Genomic DNA, 19,954 nt, shown 5'->3' on the forward strand with positions numbered 1-19,954 from the left:
TTCTAAATATTAAGATAATTGCTTGTATGCCGGATTTGTTAAGAAATCAGCAAACTCATCTGCTTCAATCAATTCTTCGAATAGTTTAGTAGACTCTTCGAACTTTCCTGATTTGAAAGCTTCTTCTCCTACTTCCGATTTAATGACTGCCAATTCTTCCTCTTTGATCTGATGGAATAATTCTTCGGTTATTTTCCTGCCATCTTCGAGAATCCCTTTTGGATGACGGATCCATTGCCAGACTTGAGCTCTTGAAATCTCGGCCGTTGCTGCATCTTCCATCAGGTTATTAATGGGTGCTGCTCCTCTACCACTTAACCAAGAGGCAATATATTGAATGCCTACGTTAATGTTTGTCCTTAATCCTGCCTCTGTGATCGTTCCTTTAGGCACCTCCAGCAATTCTTGTGCGGTTACTTGGACATCTTCACGTTTTCGGTATATTTGATTCGGTTTTGGAACTAGTAGGTCAAATACCTCTTTTGCCGTGCTTACCATACCTGGATGGGCAACCCATGTCCCATCGTGACCGTCTCTCGCCTCGCGCTCTTTATCTGCACGGACCTTCGAAAATGCCTCATCATTTTTAGCCTGGTCATTTTTCACTGGGATTTGCGCTGCCATCCCACCAATCGCCGGAGCATTCCGAGCGTGGCATGTTTTGATTGCCAATAAGGAATACGCTCTCATGTTCGGGACAGTCATCGTGACCTGTAACCTATCAGGGAAAATCACATCATCCGAGTGACGGAATTTTTTCAGGAAGCTAAAGATATAATCCCAGCGGCCACAATTCAGGCCTGCGGAATGTTCTTTCAGCTCGTATAGAATTTCGTCCATTTCGAATGCGGCAAGAATCGTTTCGATCAAGACCGTTGCCTTAATTGATCCTTGCGGGATTCTTAAATCGTTCTGTGCATATACGAATATATCATTCCATAATCTAGCTTCCAGATGGCTTTCCATTTTTGGTAAGTAGAAGTATGGACCGCTTTGTTTTTCGATCAATGCTTTTGCATTGTGGTAAAAGTATAGGCCAAAGTCAAAAATGCTGGCTGATATTGGCTGTCCATCTAAAAGGACATGTTTTTCTTCTAAATGCCAGCCGCGGGGCCTTATCTTTAGAACAGCTGTTTTTTGATTCAATTCATATACTTTTCCATTTGAATTTTTAAAGGAAATGGTACCCCGGATGGCATCGCGCAGATTCAGTTGGCCATCCATGCAATTCTCCCAAGTCGGCGAGTTGGCGTCTTCAAAGTCAGCCATAAATACATTGGCACCTGAGTTCATGGCATTAATGATCATCTTACGATCAACCGGTCCGGTGATTTCAACCCTGCGATCTTGCAAGTCATTCGGGAGGGGCGAAATGGTCCAATCACTTTCACGAATATGCTTCGTTTCTTCAAGGAATTCAGGCAGCTTGCCTTGGTTCAGGTCTTCTTGAACGCATTTGCGCCGTTCTAAAAGCTCTTTTCTTCTTTCACCGAAATGCCGTTCAATTCTTTCGATGAATTGAAGAGCTTCCGTTGTAAGTATTTGTTCATATCCTGGTTTAATGGTGCCAGTAATTTGCAGGCCTTTTGCCTCCGTAATCATGTTGCCTCTCCACATCCTTTCCAACTATTCATGTTATAATACAGTTGTTTTATTTCCTGTTTGTATTATATAACACACAGAATAAATTTGTCACCAGTTTTTTCTAAAAAATTCAAAAAAAAGAATATTAAGCATAGAAAAGCCTGGTTTATCAACGTTTCGCCCCGAAAATAATTTAACAATTCTGTCTTCACCATCAATTCCCAACCCTTTATCATGAACTTTTAAGATGAAACAGAGGGAAACCATTCATATTAAAACGTCCTCCCATTTTTGGTGAAATGCAAAAAAGCATCCATTGTGAAACCCTGGATGCTTTTTCCTGTAACAGACCAAAAAGGCTGTCTAAAAGCTTGAAGCTTTAGACAGCCTTTTACTATTTATGCCGAATGATGGTGACCTTTCCTTTATTCATCCTATTCATCATGAAACGGATAACAATCGGCTTAAGGAGGTTCCGAGTTGGCGGAAACACAAGGATCAATCCCATGATATCCGAGATGAGCCCAGGGGACAACAACAGTGCAGCTCCGATAAAGATACAGATTCCATCAATGATTTCATTTCCAGGCATCATTCCATAACGAATCTGTTCCTGTGCCTTTTTCCATGTTTCCATCCCTTGCTTTTTAGCTAAATAGGCTCCGATTAAACCAGTGGCTACAATCAGGAACAGCGTTGGCCAAAAACCGATTACATTGCCTGACAGCAATAGGACAATAATTTCAACGACCGGCATCGCAATGATAAACAATAAAAAATATTTCATCTACATTCCTCCTGCACAGCCCATTTCTGGTGCGGTACATCCATCTTACCTCATTCGACCGGAATTTAGCCAAAAATTCGTTTTATAAAACGTTAGCATGGCCATCATAGATGATTCCACGACCGGCATCGACCGTTATTCTTTGTCCATCCGTGAATATTTTGCTCGCGTTTTCCGCCCCGACGATGACAGGAATACCCAAAGTGACCCCTACAACAGCTGCATGGCTTGTTAAACCGCCTTCTTCCGTTATCAATGCGGCACACTTTTCAATCGCTGGCATCATATCGCGATCCGAACCGATTGTAACCAATACAGAGCCTTCCTTCACTTTTTCCAAAGCTTCCTTGGCATTCTTGGCTACAACCACTTCACCTTTCGATGATTTCCTGCCGATTCCTTGAGCCTTCAAAAGAACCTCACCTAACACATGAATTTTCATCAAGTTAGTCGTACCTGTTTCACCTACAGGCACACCGGCTGTTATGACGACTAAATCTCCATGGGAAACTAAGCCTGAATGCAAGCTTTCATCGATTGCAGTTTGAAGCATTTCATCCGTAGTCGTCGCTTTTGGACCAATCTGCGGGTAAACGCCCCAAGCCAGTGCAAGCCGTCTTGAAACATGATCATTGGATGTAACGGCAATGATCGGTGCTTTAGGGCGGTATTTGGAAATCATCCTTGCCGTATGGCCACTCTCGGTAGGAGTGATGATTGCACCGGCATTTAGATTAAGTGCAGTGTGAGCAACGGACTGACCAATGGCATCCGTTACATTATAACGGTTCAGTTTACTTCTTACTGATAATATTTCCCGATAATTAAGCGCGGTTTCTGCACGTGAAGCAATGTTATGCATAGTTTGCACAGCTTCGACAGGATAGGTTCCTGCAGCTGTTTCACCAGAAAGCATGATGGCATCCGTTCCATCAAATATGGCATTGGCTACGTCACTTGCTTCTGCACGGGTAGGCCTTGGGTTACGTTGCATCGAATCGAGCATTTGTGTAGCCGTTATGACCGGTTTCCCGGCATTGTTACATTTTTTGATCATTTGTTTTTGGACTAACGGCACTTCTTCTGCAGGAATTTCCACACCCAAATCTCCACGTGCTACCATCAAGCCGTCTGAAACTTCCAAGATTTCATCAAGTCGGTCAACACCTTCTTGATTTTCAATTTTAGGAATGATTTGAATATGTTCCGCTCGATTTTGCTGCAGTAATTCACGCACTTCAAGCACGTCGGAAGCCCTGCGTACAAATGATGCAGCCACAAAGTCAATACCCTGTTCGATTCCAAACAGGATGTCTTGTTCGTCCTTCTCCGTTATGCCTGGCAGATTCACCGAAACACCTGGCACATTTACGCCCTTTTTATTCTTCAGTGTGCCGCTGTTCAATATTTTGGTATGGATTTCTTTTCTGACCTGATCTATCTTCAACACTTCAAGTCCAATCAATCCATCATCCAAAAGGATTTTGGATCCTTCATGGACATCATGTAGAAGCCCTTCATAAGTAATGGAGAATTTTTCGGGAGTTCCCAAAACTTCATTCATGGAAATAATGACTTCATTGCCAGCTACCAGCTCCATGGAATCATTCTCCATGTTATTTGTCCGTATTTCAGGTCCTTTTGTATCCAACAGGATAGCAACCTGTTTCCCTGCTTTTTCACTAGCTTCTCTAATGTTGCGGATTCTTGCGGCATGTTCTTCATGATTGCCATGAGAAAAGTTAAGCCGAGCTACATTCATCCCCGCTTCTATTAATTCAACCAGCTTTTCTATACTTTCACTTGCGGGGCCAATCGTACAAACAATCTTGGTTTTTCGCATGGTGTCATCCTCCTTTAAGGAAAACTCGCCGCCTGCCCACCTTTTAAAAGTCAGGGGCGTAGTATGGTTATTTGTCTCTTCTTTTTAATAAATAATTCTTAAAAAAGCAAATATGGGTCTTAACAGATTAAATAGATAATTCCGAGGATAAATCATACATTTTCTTGTCAATTGTATGCGGTTTAGCAAGGGCTTCGATGATATCATAATCTACAAGGCGATTTTGTTCTATCCCTACAGCCCTGCCCCCTTTTCCATCAAGCAGCAATTCCACACCTCTTGCTCCAAGTCGACTTGCCAATACCCGGTCATTTGCCGAAGGAGATCCACCGCGCTGAACATGGCCTAGAACCGTAACACGTGTTTCAACTCCTGCTTTCTCCTCAATTTTCCTGGAGACATCAACAGCACTTCCAACACCTTCAGCAACTATGATGATGCTGTGCTTTTTCCCACGGTCATGTCCGCGGTTCAACTTCCCGATCAGCTCATCCATGTCGTAATCATATTCAGGACAAAGAATCGTTTCCGCCCCGCCAGCCAATCCGGCCCAAAGCGCAATATCGCCGGCATTTCTCCCCATTACTTCAACCACATAAGTTCTTTCATGAGAAGTCGCGGTATCCCGAATTTTGTCGATCGCATCGATTACTGTATTTAAGGCGGTATCAAAACCTATGGTAAAATCCGTGCCCGGTATGTCATTATCAATGGTCCCAGGAACTCCGATACAAGGGTAACCCCTTTCAGTCAAAGCCTTCGCCCCTCTGTATGAACCATCGCCACCTATTATGACAATTCCCTCAATACCATGATTATTAAGTTGTTCTATAGCTTTTAGCTGGCCTTCCTCTGTCCTGAATTCCGGACAACGAGCCGTATGTAACATTGTACCGCCGCGATGAATGATATCTCCGACCGATCCTAATTCAAGCTGCCTTATATCGCCATTTATCAGACCCTGGTAGCCATGGTAAATTCCGAAGACCTCCATCTCATGAAAAATTGCTTTCCGGACAACCGCACGGACAGCTGCATTCATACCTGGAGAATCTCCCCCACTTGTCAATACACCTATTCTTTTCATAAAAGTCACCTCTCTACAGCACTAATCGATTTTAAGCTCACAATACCTTCGTTATATCATTGTACCCTTTTTCAAGCTTCAATAAGCAGTAATTACCCACTTATGCCACACTTGATGTTATAAGCCTAACCGATTCTCTTCAGAAATTGAAGTAAAATGGCGCAAAAGTTTACATACTTCACACAAGACGTATTCTATGATTTCCATTAATGCATACATATACTTCCAATGAAAGGCTGAAAAAACGTGTTGCCCAAGGCACCACGTTTTTTCTATTGCTAAATGTTTATGAATGCTGTTCCACTTCCTTAGGTTTCCCCTCAGGTTGCTTTTCAAATTCATATTCACCGATTTTCTTGAATTTCATGTAACGCTGATTAATAAGTTCATCACTGTTCAATGGCAATAGTTCATTAAATGAACGTGTCAGGATTTCCTTGATGGCTTCTGCCTGTAAATTGGCATCCCTGTGGGCGCCGCCTCTCACTTCAGGAATGATCTCATCGATGACACCTAAGCGATTTAAGTCAGGAGCCGTGATTTTCATCGTTTCCGCAGCCCTCTTAGCCTGCGAAGCATCCTTCCACAGCAAGGCCGCAGCTCCTTCAGGAGAAATTACCGAGTATGTTGAATTCTCAAGCATGAAAATTCGGTCTCCAACTCCAAGTGCCAATGCACCACCGCTTCCGCCTTCACCTATGACAATACTGATGACCGGCACTTTCAGCCCTGCCATTTCGAAAAGGTTTTTCGCAATAGCTTCACTTTGTCCGCGCTCTTCAGCAGCTTTACCAGGAAAAGCACCCTTCGTATCAATAAAACAAATAATCGGTCGATTGAACTTTTCCGCCTGTTTCATCAGGCGCAAAGCTTTTCGATAGCCTTCCGGATGGGGCATACCAAAGTTACGACGGATGTTTTCCTTCGTATCTTTACCCCTTTGATGACCGATGACTGTAACAGCCCGTCCATCAAACTCCGCAATTCCAGCAACGATCGCTTCATCATCCCCATAATAACGATCACCATGAAACTCTAGGAAGTCGTTGAATAATAGCGGGATGTAGTCAAGCGTCGTCGGGCGGGCCGGATGCCGGGCAATCTGAACACGATCCCACGGTTTTAAATGGTTATAAATATCCACTTCCAGCTTCTCTAATCGTTTTTCCAACGTTTCGATTTCAACCGTAAGATCTACCTCAGCATCCTTCGTAATTGCCTTCAGCTCTTTAATCTTATTTCTCAGGTCCGTAACAGGACGCTCGAACTCTAATTCATATATCATTACCATTCACCCCCCGGGGCATGGATTTTAAGGATCGTCGTTAAGGTTTCTTTCAATTCCGTACGTTTAACGACCGCATCCAATTGGCCGTGCTTCATCAAGAATTCAGCCGTTTGGAAGTCTTCAGGAAGCTCTTCATGAATCGTCTGTTCAATGATTCTTCGCCCCGCAAAGCCAATCAGGGCTCCAGGTTCGGCAAGGTTAATATCACCAAGTGATGCGAAACTTGCCGAAACCCCGCCTGTGGTAGGGTGGGTCATCATTGAAATGATCAGACCGCCTTCGTTGCTGAGCATCTTTAGTGCAGCACTTGTCTTGGCCATCTGCATCAAGCTTAAAACACCTTCCTGCATCCGAGCGCCGCCTGATGCCGTAAATATGATAAACGGAATCTTCAATTCACCTGCACGTTCAATGGCACGGGTGATTTTTTCCCCAACAACGGAGCCCATGCTTCCCATCCGAAAATTGGAATCCATGATGGCGGTTGATACTTGGTAGCCATTGATGCTCGCGACTCCTGTAACAACTGCTTCATTAATTTTGGCTTTCTTTTTATCCTTTTCCAATTTATCCAAGTAATCCGGAAATTCAAGTGGATTAACTGAAATCATTTCTTTATCAAATTCATTAAAACTGCCGGCATCGAATAAACTTTCGATACGCTCATGGGAAGACATCGAATGGTGGAACCCACAATGCAGACAGACTTTCTTGTTTTTCACTAATTCTTTTGTATACATGATTTTTTTACAGCCGGGACATTTTGTCATAATTCCTTCTGGTACATCTTGTTTCTCCCGATCTAAAGGAACCGTTGCATACTTCTTCTTAGACTTCGCAAATAGCTCTTTAAGCAAGCTTAATCCTCCCTTTACCACCAATTATCTATTTTTATGATACTTGGTACAAACTATATCAGAAATAAAATTAGTATCGTGTAAAAAGGTGTCACTCGTCCTTCGACATATTTCTAATTCTAATAAGATACGTTTCGATGGCTTTTTCTTCATCCCGTTCAAGCAAATATGTAAGAAGTGCCAGATATTCTTCTTTTCTTACATTACCTTGTACCATCTCTGATGTTCTCGCGTAGCTGTTGATAATGCGCCAAATTCTTTCCAGCAATCGATTGCGGTTCAATATGGCAATTCTTAAGAAGAAATCATCATCACGAAACTCACCTGCTCTGACCCAGGCAATTAATCGTTTGATGTCTTCAGCCGTAGCAAAAAAGGCGACGATCCTTAAACAATCTATTTCAATCAACCTTTTCGTCTCAGCCAAATCTTCTTGTACCTTTTTGTCTTGCAAAAAAAAGGTTCCCAGAAGCTCGACTAGCTTATGCTCCTGGAAATCCCTGATAAACGTCCCTTCACCACGCCTTGTTTCAATTAACCCTAATAACTCTAAGGCACGGAGTGCTTCACGGACTGAGGAACGACCAACATTCAACCGATCCGATAACTCCCTTTCTGAAGGGATTTTATCTCCCGGCAGGAGGCTGTCCGCTTCAATCATGCTGCGTAGGCTCTCAACAACTTCGAGATAAATTTTGGATGAAGAAGTACGTTCTGCCAAATTAATTATTCCTCACTTTTTCCAATGATCGCTAATTTCCTTGTTTTTTCTTTAATTTCCTCAGGATCCACATGAATTCTAGCCACTCCCGTTTCCATCGCTGCCTTGGCAACTGCAGCTGCAACGGCAGGAGCTACTCTCGCATCAAAAGGAGCAGGAATAACATAGTCTTCATTTAACTCATTTTCTTCTATTAAACCGGCAATGGCCTGTACTGCAGCTACTTTCATTTTTTCATTGATATGAGTCGCACGTACATCCAAGGCACCACGGAAAATTCCTGGGAAAGCAAGAACGTTATTCACTTGGTTCGGAAAATCCGAACGGCCTGTTCCAACAACCTTGGCACCCGCTGCTTTCGCTTCCTCTGGCATGATTTCCGGATCTGGATTAGCCATCGCGAATATGATCGCATCCCGGTTCATTGTAGAAACCATTTCTTTAGTCAACGCACCTGCGGCTGAAACACCTATAAATACATCCGCGTCATGAATGACCGATTCCAAAGGACCTGAAAGCTTATTTCGATTAGTCACTTTCGCCACTTGTTCTTTTATTTCATTCATGCCTGACGAACGGCCCTCATAAATGGCACCTTTCGTGTCACACATGATAATGTCACGAACTCCATAGCTATAAAGCAATTTAATGATTGCAATTCCAGCAGCGCCGGCTCCATTTGCTACCACTTTAATTTCTGATATTGATTTATTCACAAGACGTAAAGCATTTACAAGACCGGCAACAGTTACAATTGCTGTACCGTGCTGATCATCATGAAAAACAGGAATATTCATTTCTTTCTTAAGTCTTTCTTCAATTTCAAAACAGTTCGGTGCGGCAATGTCCTCTAAATTCACTCCCCCGAATGTTGGCTCGAGTAATTTAACGGTCTCTACAATTTTATCCACATCCGTCGTTTTTAAACAAATTGGAAAAGAGTCTACTCCTGCGAAGCTTTTAAATAATACGGCTTTACCTTCCATAACTGGCAAAGCGGCTTCAGGGCCAATGTTTCCAAGTCCCAACACTGCAGTTCCATCAGAAATTACTGCGACAGTATTCCCCTTCATCGTATAGTCATATACGGTTTCTGGCTTATCGTAAATTTCTTTACACGGTTCTGCGACACCAGGAGAATAAGCTAGGCTTAAATCTTCGGCATTCCTAACCTGTACTTTTGAAACAGTTTCTAATTTCCCTTGATTCAAGCGATGCATATGTAATGCTTCTTCTCTTAATGTCATATTTTCACTCCTAAACAAATTGGTAAACCCGAAACTATATGCTGAAATCTAGTGGTCAGACCACAGCGGCCTGTTCTCAATATAACATATCTATTAAAGTTGTAAAACAGTTATTCTCTCTTATAAACGACATTCGCTTTTCCAACAGCATTACCTAATGAGGCAATCAGACTGTCTGTTGGATTGACCCAATCCCAATAAGACAGCTGAACATAGCGGTTTTCCCTTTCGTAAAAAAGCATGACCTTCGCTTCGCCGCTATGCTGCATTAAAATTTTTTTTATTTTTTGTAGCGTGTCCTTCGTTTGCTTGTCAGCTTCAATTTTCAGGAAAATAGTTCCATTTCTTTCCTCTTTCATCTGCTTCACTTTTTCAAGCGGGTAGATGTTCCTGATCAGGAGCTGGGTTTTTCCATCCCGTTCTTCCAACGTACCCTGCAGCATAATGAGTTGTCCATGGTTCAAATCTGCAGAATGGTTTTTATACACATTGGGGAAAACTACGGCTTCAATGTCCCCCTCTTCATCACTGACGCTCAAAAAGGCCATCACATCGCCCTTTTTTGTCCTTATCGTTTTTACAGACGTAATATATGCGCCTAGTAAGACTTTTGACTCCTTTTTATTTGTCGCTTCGTCTATGGTCAAACAGCCAAAGTACTGAAAAAGTTCCCTGTAGCTTGTCACCGGATGATTCGATAAATAAAGGCCCAAAGCGCTTTTTTCCAAGAACAGTTTATGTTCGATTGGAATTGGCTCGACACGGTTGTATTTCGGTTTGAGTGAAAACTCGCCATCCGAAAACATATCAAATAGATCATCGTCTGGATTTACCAGTTCCGTATGGCTGATCGCTACGTCCAAACTAGCCAACAATGTGGCCCGGTCTTCACCGAATTCATCAAATGCACCTGAATGCACTAGCGCCTCCAACACTTTTCTATTTACGATTTTCCCCGATACCCGCAAACAGAAATCGAATAAATCAACGAATTTCTTTTGCCGTCTGGCAGCAAAGATTTCTTTTAAAACTGTACCGCCTATCCCTTTTATGGCTCCGAGGCTAAAGCGGATCCCTTCCTTTTCCGGTAAAAAAGGGTAGCCGCTCAGGTTAATTGATGGGGTCAGAACGTTTATCCCCTTCTTTTTTGCCTCACGGATATATTGGGAAATCTTTTCCTCGTTCCCAATCACCGATGTCATGAGGGCTGCCATGAAATATTCCGGATGGTGGGTTTTCAAGTAACCTAGCTGATAGGCAATGAAACTATATGCGACCGCATGGCTTCTGTTGAATCCGTAGTTAGCAAAGCGGACGATCAAGGTATAAATCTCATCTGCCGTTTTTTCGGAATATCCTTGTTTCAACGCCCCGCTCACAAAATGCTGACGCTCCTGATCGAGAACATCCTTCTTCTTCTTCGAGACGGCCCGCCGCAGCAGGTCAGCCTCCCCAAGTGTAAACCCAGCCAGCCGAGAGGCAATTTGCATGATTTGTTCTTGATAAACGATGACTCCATATGTAGGCTCAAGAATATCCTTCAAATCCTGGTGCAAGTAATCAATCGGGACCAATCCATGTTTTCGTTCGATGAACAATGGTATGTTTTCCATCGGTCCCGGACGATATAGGGCATTGACTGCGACGATATCCTCGAATCGGTTCGGTTTCAACTTGATCAAAACCTTTCTGATACCATCAGATTCAAATTGAAACACTCCAGTTGTTTCCCCTCTCCCTAAAAGGGCTAACGTCTCGGGATCATCCATTGGTATATGGGATAAGTCCAGCTTTTTCCCAGTTCCCTTTTGGATATTTTTTAAAATATTATCGAGTAGTGTCAAATTCCGGAGTCCGAGAAAATCCATTTTAAGAAGGCCAAGTTCTTCTAGGAGGTCCATTGGATATTGAGTCAGATGGATGCCGTCATGCCCTTTAGTAATCGGGATATGATCAGTCAAAGCCTGGTCGCTGATGACGACGCCTGCGGCATGTGTCGACGCATGTCGTGGCAGGCCTTCAAGCAATAACGCCGTTTGAAAAAGTTTTTGATTCAAGTCACTCTCATTAACGAATTCACGCAGCCTTTTCGATTCCTTGAACGCTTCAGGAAGGGTGATGCCCAGACGATTTGGAATCATTTTCGATACAGCTTCCTGTTCCTTTGAATTCAAGCCGAAAACTCGTCCTGTGTCCCTTAATGCAGCTTTGGCAGCTAAAGTTCCGAACGTAATGATTTGTGCTACATGAAGTTCCCCGTATATCTTCGCGACATAGGCAATCACTTCTTCACGGCGGTTATCAGGAAAATCAATATCGATATCCGGCATCGAGACTCTTTCTGGATTCAGGAAACGCTCGAACAGCAGGGAATGTTCGATTGGATCGACATCCGTTATCGAGAGGACGTAAGCGACCATCGATCCGGCGGCAGATCCCCTTCCAGGCCCTGTCAGGATTTGGTTGTCCTTAGCGAATTTCATGAAGTCCCAAACGATTAAAAAGTAATCGCTGAATTTCATCTTGGCAATGACATCCAACTCATACCGAAGGCGCTCTTCATATTGACTCGATGGCTCTGACAGTCTTTTCTTTAATCCCTGGAAACAGACGGCTTCTAGCATTTCCTCAGCTGTGACGCCAGCTTCAGTAGGGTACTTAGGCAGCAGGGAAAGATGAAACGGAATTTCAAGATTGCATTGCGCGGCAATATGGAGCGTATTTTCAAGTGCATCAGGTCTATCATGGAATAGTTCTGCTATTTGAGCCCGGCTTTTTAAATAAAATTGGTTGGACTCAGGCACCGTGTGCCCCTCATCCGCCAGCTTGTCGCCATTTCCAATGGCCAGCAGCACTTCTTGGGCGAGTGCATCGGTTTCGTTTAAATAATAGACCGGATTCGTCGCTACGGTCTTTATCCCTAAATCTCTCGCCAACAGACTTATGTCTTCGTTCCCTTTCTCCTCATTCGCAATTGACAGTCTCTGTATCGATACATAAAAGTTATCAGACCCAAAAATCTGCTGGAACCGCTTTGCTGCCTGTTTGGCTTCCTCCGGCCTTTCTTCCCTCAAAAGCAGTTCTATTTGTCCCTCTGCTCCCGGTGTGATTGCTATCAATCCCTTGGAATAGGCTTTGAGCCAGTTCATCGGTATGCCTGACGGAGATTTCGTTTTTATGGCACTGCTTATTTTAAGCAGGTTTTGATATCCTTGTAGATTTTTTGCTAATAACAGAAGTCCATGTGCATTTTCCTGTTCATCCAGGACATCTGCAAGAATGCCGATGATCGGCTTTATTCCCTGTCTCTTGCATTCTTTATAAAAATAGACCGAACCGTACATAACATTTCGATCGGTTAAGGCAAGACTTGTACAGCCATCCGCTTTCGCTTTGGCCACAAGTTCAGTGATCTTCACCGTACTTGTAAGCAGGCTGTATCCGCTCTGAATATGGAGATGAGTATACACGTTTTTTCTCCCACCTTTGTAAGGCATGTTTCTTTTCATTATAGTGTTTATTTCAAAAAAAGAAAATATGTTCTCATTACCAATGCAATTTCCCACCCTGATTTCCGCCGACTATCATAATACCTCTGCACGTCCCATATAAATAGAATAGAAGAATATCAAGCTAAAAAGGATGATGATACATGAATGAAGCCTTTGTTCCAGCCTTTCTCAACAGCTTTTTCATATCGCTTGGCGTTTTGCTTGGCGGCTCGTTAATTGGGGGCCTCGCCGCTTTTTTTACGGGACAAGCCCCGATGACGACTGTGTTCCGGCTATCGGACAGCCTGCGTATTTGGGCGATTGTCGCTGCCATCGGGGGTACATTTGATATGGTCTATAATTTCGAACGCGGTATTTTCCACGGAGAAACGAAGGATATCGTCAAACAGGTCCTATTGATTCTTTCTGCACTTGGCGGTGCACAGACAGGAGCACTGATCATCAACTGGTTCACGCAGGAGCATATCTCATCATGAGGATTCCCCCTTATCACCGGGCACCCACCTGGCAGCGTTTTTTTGCCGGGGCTGCACTAGGCGGATTGCTCAGCTGGGTGATTTTCTTTTATATGTATGGGGTCCAGCAAGAAAAGCAGATCCGGACCCTTCATGAACAAAGAGAGGAGATTAAGGATCTAAACGAAGAAATCTCCATTTGGGAGCAGGATTATAAAAAGTTAAATCAGAAAAACGAAGAGATCTTAACAATTCAAGAAGTTGAAGTAACCATTACGAATGAAAAATACAGCCTCGATCGGCTCAGTATTGCCGAAGCAGAGGATGTGATAGAGGACGACCTTTCCTCACTTCTCGCCAAAGATGTCGTTAGCGTATATAACGGAAAGTCGCTATTGAAAAAATCGATTGAAAATAAAATCGTGACCATCAATAAAAAGCGTTATCAACTTGAAGTCGTTGAAATCATGTATTATACAAAAATGAACATTGAACTCAAACTGAAAAGGACTACTTCTTAAATGTAGACGATATGGTAATGCCCTTTTAATTTTCCACCAAATTTAAAGACCAAATCATATACGATTTGGTCTTTAAATCATGCAACAAAACTATTTACTGTTTTTCATTCCGCTTTATTCAACTCTTCCATATCAGCAAGGATATTATCCACTTCATCCCAAGAGTGTATGGAAGCTCCTGCCGCAAGCGGATGGCCGCCGCCGTTATATTTCCGGGCAATCGTATTGATGATTGGACCTTTAGAACGGAATCGGACACGGATTTCTTTATCCTCTTCTATGAAAAAGACCCATGATTTAACATTTTTAATCGAACCGAGCGAGGAAACGAGTTGAGACGCCTCAGATGTCGAGGCATGGAATTTTTCAAGTATATCTTTCGTTATGATCATTTTCCCCGTTCCATTTGGGAGGATTTCGAAATGCTGCAATACATAGCCATTCAACCGGACAATGCTTTCATTGACATCATACATCTCCTGATATAACTGCGGGCGGGAAAACGAATAGTGAATCAATTCACTAGCATAGGCAAATGTCTTTTCAGTCGTACTTTGGAATAGGAAACGTCCTGTATCGCCAACGATGCCTGCATAAAGAAGACGCGCCGCTTCATCACTCATCTTCAAGCCTTGTTCTTTACCAAACTGGTATAAATCATAAATCATTTCACTAGTGGAACTTGCTGATGTATCAACCCAACGCATATCTCCATATGGATCTTCATTCGGATGATGATCAATCTTAATCACTTTATCCCCGGTCTTATACCGTACATCACAAATCCGGTCAGTATTCGCGGTATCACAAACGATGACCAAAGCACCTTGGTAGGTTTCATCCGAAATTTCATCGAGCCTTCTTAAGTAATTCAATGATGGTTCTTCTCTTCCAACCGTGAATATTCGCTTTTCAGGGAAAGATGCTTTCAGGATTTCTGCCAATCCCCCCTGTGAACCATAAGCGTCCGGGTCTGGACGAACATGACGATGGAGAATGATAGTATCATAACGCTTTATTTCTGCTAAGATTTCAGCTTTCATATAGATCTCCCTCCACATATGTAGTATCGTGCCTAATAAAGATGATATATTTCATTTAATCAAAAAATTGGGGAAATAGGAAGACTCATCTTGTTTACTGTGGCATTCTATTTCAATTCCCGCTACAATAAAAAGGTACATATGTTAAATTGGGGGAATTTTAAACGATGCCTATTCTTGTCACCTTGATTGTTCTTTCACTAGGGGTCTATCTGTTTTATAAAATTAAATCGGTACGCACCAAAATGCCGATGGAGAAAAAGTGGATTTCCGGGAAATCTTCCATTGCCCTTGGTGCGTTTGTCGCACTATTCGGAATCAATCAGCTTTTTCTCTTCCACACGACCACCACTTATATCATCGCTGCCGTTTTCATCTCTGTTGGCCTATTCAGCGTTTGGGGAGGCTATAAAATGTATAAGTTTTACCTGCCGCATGCGATCGAAGAGGCCGCAAATCAAAAAGGATAATCGAATTTCGATTATCCTTTTTGATTTATTCATTTTTCATGATCTGTCAAGCAATTGGCAAGTTAACATCGCCTTGCCGACAAGCTTGCCTTGGTTATATACCTCGACATCCACTTTTCCGAATTTACGCCCTACATCAAGGACACGAGGATGGATTTCGAGTGTACTATCGATCTGGACTGGCTTGATGAAATAAATCATCATATTTTCCACGACCAAGTCACCGCGCTTATAGCTTCGAAGTGCCCGGTTCGCTGAATCGGTAACCAATGTCGTGAACACACCGCTGGAAATGGTTCCAAGATAATTGGTCATTTGCGGAGTGACACCATAGTTATACACTTCCTCGCCCTTCCCACGATTCGATGTCATCACAAGCTGGCTTGTGATCGTATCATCGATCGTTTCGCCTACCTGAGGCTGCCTTTGACTCATTTGAAGTGCCTTCAGTACATCCTGCCTGCTCACGATCCCCTTTAGGATATGGCTGTCATTAACGACAGGGATCAACTCGATGCCTTCCCAAACCATCATATGGGCAGATGATGCAACACTCGTTTTATCGCCTACAGTCATTGGATTTTTCGTCATGACCTTTTCAATGAGCGTCAACTCTTCCTGACCAATGATATCTTTTGATGTGACCATTCCTTGAACCTTCATATTGTCATCGACAACAGGGAAACGGCTATGCCCTGATTCCTGATTGAGTTCATGCCAAGTCTGAACCCGGTCACCGATTGTTAAAAAGGTCGTTTCCTGAACAGGTGTCAAAATATCCTCCACCAGCAAGATTTCCTTTTTAATCAATTGATCATAGATCGCCCGATTGATCATCGTTGCGACGGTAAAGGTATCGTAACTTGTTGAAATGACTGGCATCTCCAATTCATCGGCTAACCTTTTAACAGGCTCTTCCGTATCGAACCCCCCGGTGATCAACACCGCTGCACCTGCTTTTAACGCGTTCTCATGGGCCTGAGTACGGTTCCCGACGATCAGCAGATTTCCTGCACCTGTATATCTCATCATGGCATCCAGCTTCATCGCCCCGATGACGAATTTATTTAATGTCTTATGCAGTCCGGTTTTCCCACCCAGAACTTGTCCGTCCACAATATTAACTACCTCAGCAAACGTTAGCTTTTCAATATTCTCTTTTTTCTTTTTCTCAATGCGAATCGTGCCTACCCGCTCAATGGAGCTCACGTAGCCCTGGTTCTCCGCTTCTTTAATTGCCCGGTACGCCGTACCTTCACTAACATTCAATGCTTTCGCAATTTGACGGACGGAAATCTTTTCGCCAACAGGGAGCCCATCGATATGTTTTAATATTTGTTCATGCTTTGTAGCCAAGCGCTTCACCCTTTTCACGGTATTCCTATTCCCCATTATAAGGTCAAAGAGCCCAGTTTATCAAACAACTACTAATGTTGACGCAACCTTTTGTGTTCAAGCGGTCTTTTTACCTTGTGTTTTTTTGGAGAATATAGAATCCCCGTCAGGTTTCCAGCTACCGCCAACAACGCAAACAATAACCAGGAACCTGCAAACAAGCTCTCCAAACCGCCGCTTTCCAACGACAAGCGCGGCACCGCATAATACAGCATCACACCACATAAAAGCAAACATAGTAATAACCTCTGTTTCATCCAAATCCCCCCTTTATCCATTTATTCATTTTATGCCTGTGAAAGGAAAAAAGACTGAACTGAATGAATGAGATTTACTTGCCGATACATCCACTTTGTATTGATTCTCTTTCATTCAAGAGGGTTATATTTACTCGATATACTTAAGTAGGGAAAGTTTTGAATAGACTTATCCTTTCAATAATAGTTGCTTTGAGCGCCCTAACTATAGCTGGCGTTCTGCAGCAGGTGATAAAGTGGCAGAGGAAAATGATTCTAAACAAACAGATAATAAAGAAGTTCAAAATATATCCCAATGAATCTCAAAAATATGGATGACACTTTTGGGGAGAATCGAAAAACTCACTGTACAGGTAGATTGTAGATTGCAAGAAGAACAGGAAGCAGTTGAATTGGAAAAACAACAGGTTCTATCTTCGTTTTAATGCAGAGTGGATTGGAACGGGTGTGAGAGACTCCTGCGGGAGATACGCGTCTAAGGGAGACCCCGCAGGCGCAAAAGCGCCGAGGTCGGACTGCCCGCGGAAAGCGAGTGCCTGGACGGGAAATCAACGGTCAAATTTTACAAACCTAAAAAAAATGTAGACAAACTCCATAATCATCGAGTTTCGTCTACAGTCTGACGGGAGCCCCATAGGCTCCCGCTTTTATAAGTCTATTTCATCTCCGGCTTCCATGATTAGTCCATTTCCCTGTTCAAGCAGGTCAATGAATTGGTTAGGATCCTGTTTGATGACAGGAAAAGTATTGTAATGAATCGGCACAACTTGTTTAGCTTGAAGGAATTTCGCTGCAAGTGCCGCGTCTTCCGGCCCCATGGTGTAATTGTCGCCGATTGGCAAAAATGCAAGATCAATCGGATGTCGCTCCCCGATCAGTTTCATATCGGAAAATACCGCTGTATCCCCTGCATGATAGATGGTTTTCCCTTCTATTGTAAGTAACACGCCGGCAGGCATCCCTAAATAAATGATTTGTCCATCCTCAGTACTGAATCCCGTTCCATGGAAAGCAGGCGTCAGTTTCACTTTTCCAAATTCGAACTCGAAAGCTCCGCCGATGCTCATCCCGTGTGTTCGAACCCCTTGAGAACCAAGGTAGTCAGCTATCTCTGCGACGCCAATGACAAGTGCATCATGTTTCTTAGCCAATTCAACCGTGTCACCGACGTGGTCATTATGACCGTGTGTTAAGATGATCACATCCGGTTTTACGTCTTCCACCTTCAAATCGGTTAGTTCGTTTCCAGTAATGAACGGATCGAATAAAATCGTTTTACCACTCGTTTCGACTTTTACAATTGCATGTCCATGAAAAGATACTTTCATTTCTTATGCTCCTTTCGCATACCCACTAATTTTTAGTATCATTAATCTAACTTAGAACTTTCCCATTTACTATGCTTTTAAATATTGCTAAGGTAATTATATCTTATTACTGGAGGTATCGTCATGAATGAACGTTTGACAGAACTACAAAATTGGCTTCAGGCCAATGAGGCGGAAGCCGCATTACTTACATCCACGGAGAGCATTTTCTATTTAAGCGGATTTTTTAGTGACCCTCATGAAAGATTGCTTGCACTGGCCGTTTTTGCAAATGCCGACCCATTCCTGGTCTGCCCGCAAATGGAAGTTCCAGATGCTAAACAGGCTGGATGGAACGGCGATATCATCGGTTACACCGATATTGAAAATCCATGGGAAAAAGTTAAGCAAGCAGTCGTGAAACGCGGGTTAACGATTAATAAAATGGCCATTGAAAAAGAGCATATGAACGTAGAACGCTATGAACAAGTGCAACATCACTTCGAAGAGCCAAAACTCGTTTCAGCAGAAGAAAAACTCCAAGAGATGCGAATGATCAAGTCGGAAGATGAAATGGTCAAAATTCGTGAAGCATGCAGACTTGCCGATTTTGCAATTGAAGTTGGTGTCAGCGAAATCCGTGAAGGTAAAACGGAAATGGAAATCCTTGCAGCGATTGAATTTGAATTGAAAAAGGCCGGAGTCAGCCAAATGTCATTCTCTACGATGGTCCTGACTGGCAAAAATGGCGCCTCCCCTCATGGTACACCAGGAAATACGAAAGTACAGCGTGGCGACCTAGTCCTCTTTGACTTAGGCGTCGTTCATGAAGGGTACTGCTCTGACATCACTAGAACCGTTGCTTACGGAGACATCAATGATAAACAGGCAGATATATATGAAACTGTACTTAGGGCACAAGAAGCGGCCGTTATGGCCAGTAAACCTGGTGTTTCCTGCTCCGAGATTGATTTGACCGCCAGAAACATCATAAGGAATAAAGGATACGGTGAATTCTTCCCTCATAGGCTCGGCCACGGACTTGGGATCAGTGTCCATGAATACCCTTCCTTGACCGAAACGAATTCCCTTGAACTTCAATCGGGAATGGTTTATACAATCGAACCTGGTATATATGTTCCAAATGTTGCAGGTGTCAGGATTGAAGATGATCTATTAATCACCGATACCGGCTGTGAAGTTTTGACCAAATATCCGAAGAGCCTGCAAATCATAAAATGATAATGAACTCGGATAACCCCGTCCTCACTTGAGACGGGGTTATCCTTTTATTATGTAAATCGGTATCATTCAAGGAAATCCATTGAAACAATAGGAAAAATACAACTGGAATAATGTGGGTGATACACTCCTTACATTAATAATTTTGAAGCACTCAAAAAAAAAGGTCCCTCTAGTTAAATGAAAGAAACGGTGGACCTCGTCATAACAAGTTCGCTATCATGAAACAATATTTCAATCAATATTTCTATCCATAGGATAAAACATTTGCTAATTTGTTATAATTGAAATAAGAGCCATATGGTAAATTGTAGTATAATAGGCATGGAATAGAAGGA

At 42.9% G+C, this 19,954-nt stretch carries 17 protein-coding genes; 4 read left to right on the plus strand and 13 right to left on the minus strand.

Annotated features, from left to right (window positions below; translation table 11 throughout):
• Window positions 1-9 precede the first annotated feature (9 nt).
• From aceB to dnaE, 9 genes are all read right to left on the minus strand, one after another.
• Entirely contained in the window at window positions 10-1,602 is a 1,593-nt protein-coding gene (aceB, locus tag ACFWE9_RS10380; protein ID WP_230154725.1) for a malate synthase A, read from the minus strand.
• Between the two features lie 376 nt (window positions 1,603-1,978).
• Window positions 1,979-2,371, minus strand: a complete 393-nt coding sequence (locus ACFWE9_RS10385; RefSeq protein ID WP_230154723.1) for an FxsA family protein — start codon at window positions 2,369-2,371, stop codon at window positions 1,979-1,981.
• Window positions 2,372-2,453: 82 nt separating this feature from the next.
• Window positions 2,454-4,214 carry a pyruvate kinase gene (pyk, locus tag ACFWE9_RS10390; RefSeq protein WP_377356670.1) on the minus strand — a complete coding sequence of 587 codons (1,761 nt, stop codon included), beginning with the start codon at window positions 4,212-4,214 and terminating at the stop codon, window positions 2,454-2,456.
• A 127-nt stretch (window positions 4,215-4,341) separates the two neighbouring features.
• Entirely contained in the window at window positions 4,342-5,301 is a 960-nt protein-coding gene (pfkA, locus tag ACFWE9_RS10395) for a 6-phosphofructokinase (RefSeq protein WP_230154712.1), read from the minus strand.
• Between the two features lie 286 nt (window positions 5,302-5,587).
• Entirely contained in the window at window positions 5,588-6,586 is a 999-nt protein-coding gene (gene accA / locus ACFWE9_RS10400) for an acetyl-CoA carboxylase carboxyl transferase subunit alpha (protein WP_377356672.1), read from the minus strand.
• Window positions 6,586-7,446, minus strand: a complete 861-nt coding sequence (accD, locus tag ACFWE9_RS10405) for an acetyl-CoA carboxylase, carboxyltransferase subunit beta (RefSeq protein WP_230154707.1) — start codon at window positions 7,444-7,446, stop codon at window positions 6,586-6,588. Before accD ends, accA begins: the two co-directional genes overlap by 1 nt.
• 91 nt (window positions 7,447-7,537) lie before the next feature.
• Window positions 7,538-8,167 carry a FadR/GntR family transcriptional regulator gene (locus tag ACFWE9_RS10410; protein WP_290370499.1) on the minus strand — a complete coding sequence of 210 codons (630 nt, stop codon included), beginning with the start codon at window positions 8,165-8,167 and terminating at the stop codon, window positions 7,538-7,540.
• A 5-nt stretch (window positions 8,168-8,172) separates the two neighbouring features.
• A complete protein-coding gene (ystJ, locus tag ACFWE9_RS10415; protein WP_230154705.1) occupies window positions 8,173-9,414 on the minus strand; it encodes an NADP-dependent malic enzyme in 1,242 nt (413 codons plus the stop codon).
• A 110-nt stretch (window positions 9,415-9,524) separates the two neighbouring features.
• Window positions 9,525-12,884, minus strand: a complete 3,360-nt coding sequence (gene dnaE / locus ACFWE9_RS10420) for a DNA polymerase III subunit alpha (protein ID WP_377356675.1) — start codon at window positions 12,882-12,884, stop codon at window positions 9,525-9,527.
• A gap of 182 nt (window positions 12,885-13,066) precedes the next feature.
• Here dnaE and ytrH point away from each other — a divergent pair, with 182 nt between their 5' ends.
• On the plus strand, window positions 13,067-13,402 hold the full coding sequence (gene ytrH, locus ACFWE9_RS10425; protein WP_230154703.1) for a sporulation membrane protein YtrH: 336 nt from the start codon (window positions 13,067-13,069) through the stop codon (window positions 13,400-13,402).
• Complete coding sequence (ytrI, locus tag ACFWE9_RS10430; RefSeq protein ID WP_230154702.1) at window positions 13,399-13,902, plus strand: sporulation membrane protein YtrI; 504 nt, start codon at window positions 13,399-13,401, stop codon at window positions 13,900-13,902. The genes ytrH and ytrI overlap by 4 nt, the downstream gene beginning before the upstream one ends.
• Window positions 13,903-14,006: 104 nt before the next feature.
• Here the strand turns inward: ytrI and ACFWE9_RS10435 are convergent, their stop codons facing one another.
• Window positions 14,007-14,945 (minus strand): DHH family phosphoesterase, encoded by a 939-nt coding sequence (locus tag ACFWE9_RS10435; RefSeq protein ID WP_230154700.1) that lies wholly within the window; start codon window positions 14,943-14,945, stop codon window positions 14,007-14,009.
• A gap of 167 nt (window positions 14,946-15,112) precedes the next feature.
• On the opposite strand from ACFWE9_RS10435, the gene ACFWE9_RS10440 reads away from it, so the two are divergent.
• The gene (locus ACFWE9_RS10440; protein WP_230154697.1) at window positions 15,113-15,415 is read left to right on the plus strand and encodes a YtpI family protein; all 303 of its coding nucleotides are present in this window, start codon (window positions 15,113-15,115) and stop codon (window positions 15,413-15,415) included.
• Window positions 15,416-15,451: 36 nt separating this feature from the next.
• Here ACFWE9_RS10440 and ACFWE9_RS10445 read toward each other — a convergent pair whose 3' ends face one another.
• The 3 genes from ACFWE9_RS10445 to ACFWE9_RS10455 form a co-directional block, all read right to left on the minus strand.
• Window positions 15,452-16,771 (minus strand): DRTGG domain-containing protein, encoded by a 1,320-nt coding sequence (locus ACFWE9_RS10445; protein WP_230154695.1) that lies wholly within the window; start codon window positions 16,769-16,771, stop codon window positions 15,452-15,454.
• A gap of 71 nt (window positions 16,772-16,842) precedes the next feature.
• Window positions 16,843-17,067, minus strand: coding sequence for a hypothetical protein (locus ACFWE9_RS10450; RefSeq protein ID WP_230154687.1), 225 nt, complete (start codon window positions 17,065-17,067; stop codon window positions 16,843-16,845).
• Between the two features lie 647 nt (window positions 17,068-17,714).
• Window positions 17,715-18,395 carry a metal-dependent hydrolase gene (locus ACFWE9_RS10455; protein ID WP_230154685.1) on the minus strand — a complete coding sequence of 227 codons (681 nt, stop codon included), beginning with the start codon at window positions 18,393-18,395 and terminating at the stop codon, window positions 17,715-17,717.
• A 123-nt stretch (window positions 18,396-18,518) separates the two neighbouring features.
• On the opposite strand from ACFWE9_RS10455, the gene ACFWE9_RS10460 reads away from it, so the two are divergent.
• Window positions 18,519-19,616 carry a M24 family metallopeptidase gene (locus ACFWE9_RS10460; RefSeq protein ID WP_230154683.1) on the plus strand — a complete coding sequence of 366 codons (1,098 nt, stop codon included), beginning with the start codon at window positions 18,519-18,521 and terminating at the stop codon, window positions 19,614-19,616.
• The last annotated feature ends 338 nt before the right edge of the window (window positions 19,617-19,954 follow it).

Source organism: Peribacillus sp. NPDC060253, from assembly GCF_042727425.1.
In the GTDB taxonomy this organism is placed as follows: Bacteria; Bacillota; Bacilli; order Bacillales; family DSM-1321; genus Peribacillus.

What these genes read in the sequence shown, in the direction of transcription:
- aceB (WP_230154725.1), bottom strand. Translation starts at nt 1,602, where the DNA reads ATGATTACGGAGGCAAAAGGCCTGCAAATTACTGGCACCATTAAACCA.
- ACFWE9_RS10385 (WP_230154723.1), bottom strand. Translation starts at nt 2,371, where the DNA reads ATGAAATATTTTTTATTGTTTATCATTGCGATGCCGGTCGTTGAAATT.
- pyk (WP_377356670.1), bottom strand. Translation starts at nt 4,214, where the DNA reads ATGCGAAAAACCAAGATTGTTTGTACGATTGGCCCCGCAAGTGAAAGT.
- pfkA (WP_230154712.1), bottom strand. Translation starts at nt 5,301, where the DNA reads ATGAAAAGAATAGGTGTATTGACAAGTGGGGGAGATTCTCCAGGTATG.
- accA (WP_377356672.1), bottom strand. Translation starts at nt 6,586, where the DNA reads ATGATATATGAATTAGAGTTCGAGCGTCCTGTTACGGACCTGAGAAAT.
- ystJ (WP_230154705.1), bottom strand. Translation starts at nt 9,414, where the DNA reads ATGACATTAAGAGAAGAAGCATTACATATGCATCGCTTGAATCAAGGG.
- ytrH (WP_230154703.1), top strand. Translation starts at nt 13,067, where the DNA reads ATGAATGAAGCCTTTGTTCCAGCCTTTCTCAACAGCTTTTTCATATCG.
- ytrI (WP_230154702.1), top strand. Translation starts at nt 13,399, where the DNA reads ATGAGGATTCCCCCTTATCACCGGGCACCCACCTGGCAGCGTTTTTTT.
- ACFWE9_RS10435 (WP_230154700.1), bottom strand. Translation starts at nt 14,945, where the DNA reads ATGAAAGCTGAAATCTTAGCAGAAATAAAGCGTTATGATACTATCATT.
- ACFWE9_RS10440 (WP_230154697.1), top strand. Translation starts at nt 15,113, where the DNA reads ATGCCTATTCTTGTCACCTTGATTGTTCTTTCACTAGGGGTCTATCTG.
- ACFWE9_RS10450 (WP_230154687.1), bottom strand. Translation starts at nt 17,067, where the DNA reads ATGAAACAGAGGTTATTACTATGTTTGCTTTTATGTGGTGTGATGCTG.
- ACFWE9_RS10455 (WP_230154685.1), bottom strand. Translation starts at nt 18,395, where the DNA reads ATGAAAGTATCTTTTCATGGACATGCAATTGTAAAAGTCGAAACGAGT.
- ACFWE9_RS10460 (WP_230154683.1), top strand. Translation starts at nt 18,519, where the DNA reads ATGAATGAACGTTTGACAGAACTACAAAATTGGCTTCAGGCCAATGAG.